Source organism: Myroides odoratimimus, assembly GCF_030326305.1.
In the GTDB taxonomy this organism is placed as follows: Bacteria; Bacteroidota; Bacteroidia; order Flavobacteriales; family Flavobacteriaceae; genus Flavobacterium; species Flavobacterium odoratimimum_A.
The window spans coordinates 1-514 of sequence record NZ_JACAKB010000097.1; the positions used below are offsets into that span (position 1 = coordinate 1).

The 514-nt window shown below is 32.3% G+C and carries 2 protein-coding genes; both read left to right on the forward strand.

Going from position 1 to position 514, the window contains the following annotated elements:
- A partial coding sequence (locus HX049_RS18445) for a type II toxin-antitoxin system HigB family toxin (protein ID WP_286417839.1) occupies positions 1-241 on the forward strand: 241 nt, incomplete at its 5' end.
- A gap of 3 nt (positions 242-244) precedes the next feature.
- Positions 245-514 (forward strand): helix-turn-helix domain-containing protein (locus tag HX049_RS18450; protein ID WP_286417841.1); only part of this gene is annotated, 270 nt, incomplete at its 3' end.

Here is a 514-nt window from a genome sequence, read left to right on the forward strand (position 1 = left end):
CAGTGAGCAACAATTAAAGGCTTGGTATCAAGAGGCAGAAAAAGCAACTTGGAAAAATAGTAATGAAATAAAGGCCGAATATCCAAGCGCAAGTATATTAGACGACAATAGAATATGTTTTAATATTAAAGGGAATCATTACCGATTAATTGTCAAAATAAACTTTGGGCATCAAATGATGTGGATTCGCTTTATAGGGACCCACGCAGAATATGATAAAATTAATGCTAATACCATTTAAATTATGAAATTGAAACCTATAAAATCAGAACAAGATTACGAAGCTGCTTTAGAAAGATTAGAGGTGATTTTTGATGCACTTCCTGGAACAGAAGACAGTGATGAGTTGGAGATTTTGGGAATGTTGATTGAAAAATATGAAAAAGAACATTTTCCTATGGATTTACCAGATCCAATTGAAGCGATTAAATTTAGAATGGAGCAAATGGGCTACACACAAAATGATTTAGCAGAAATGATCGGATTAAAAAGTAGAGCAAGTGAAATTTTAAAT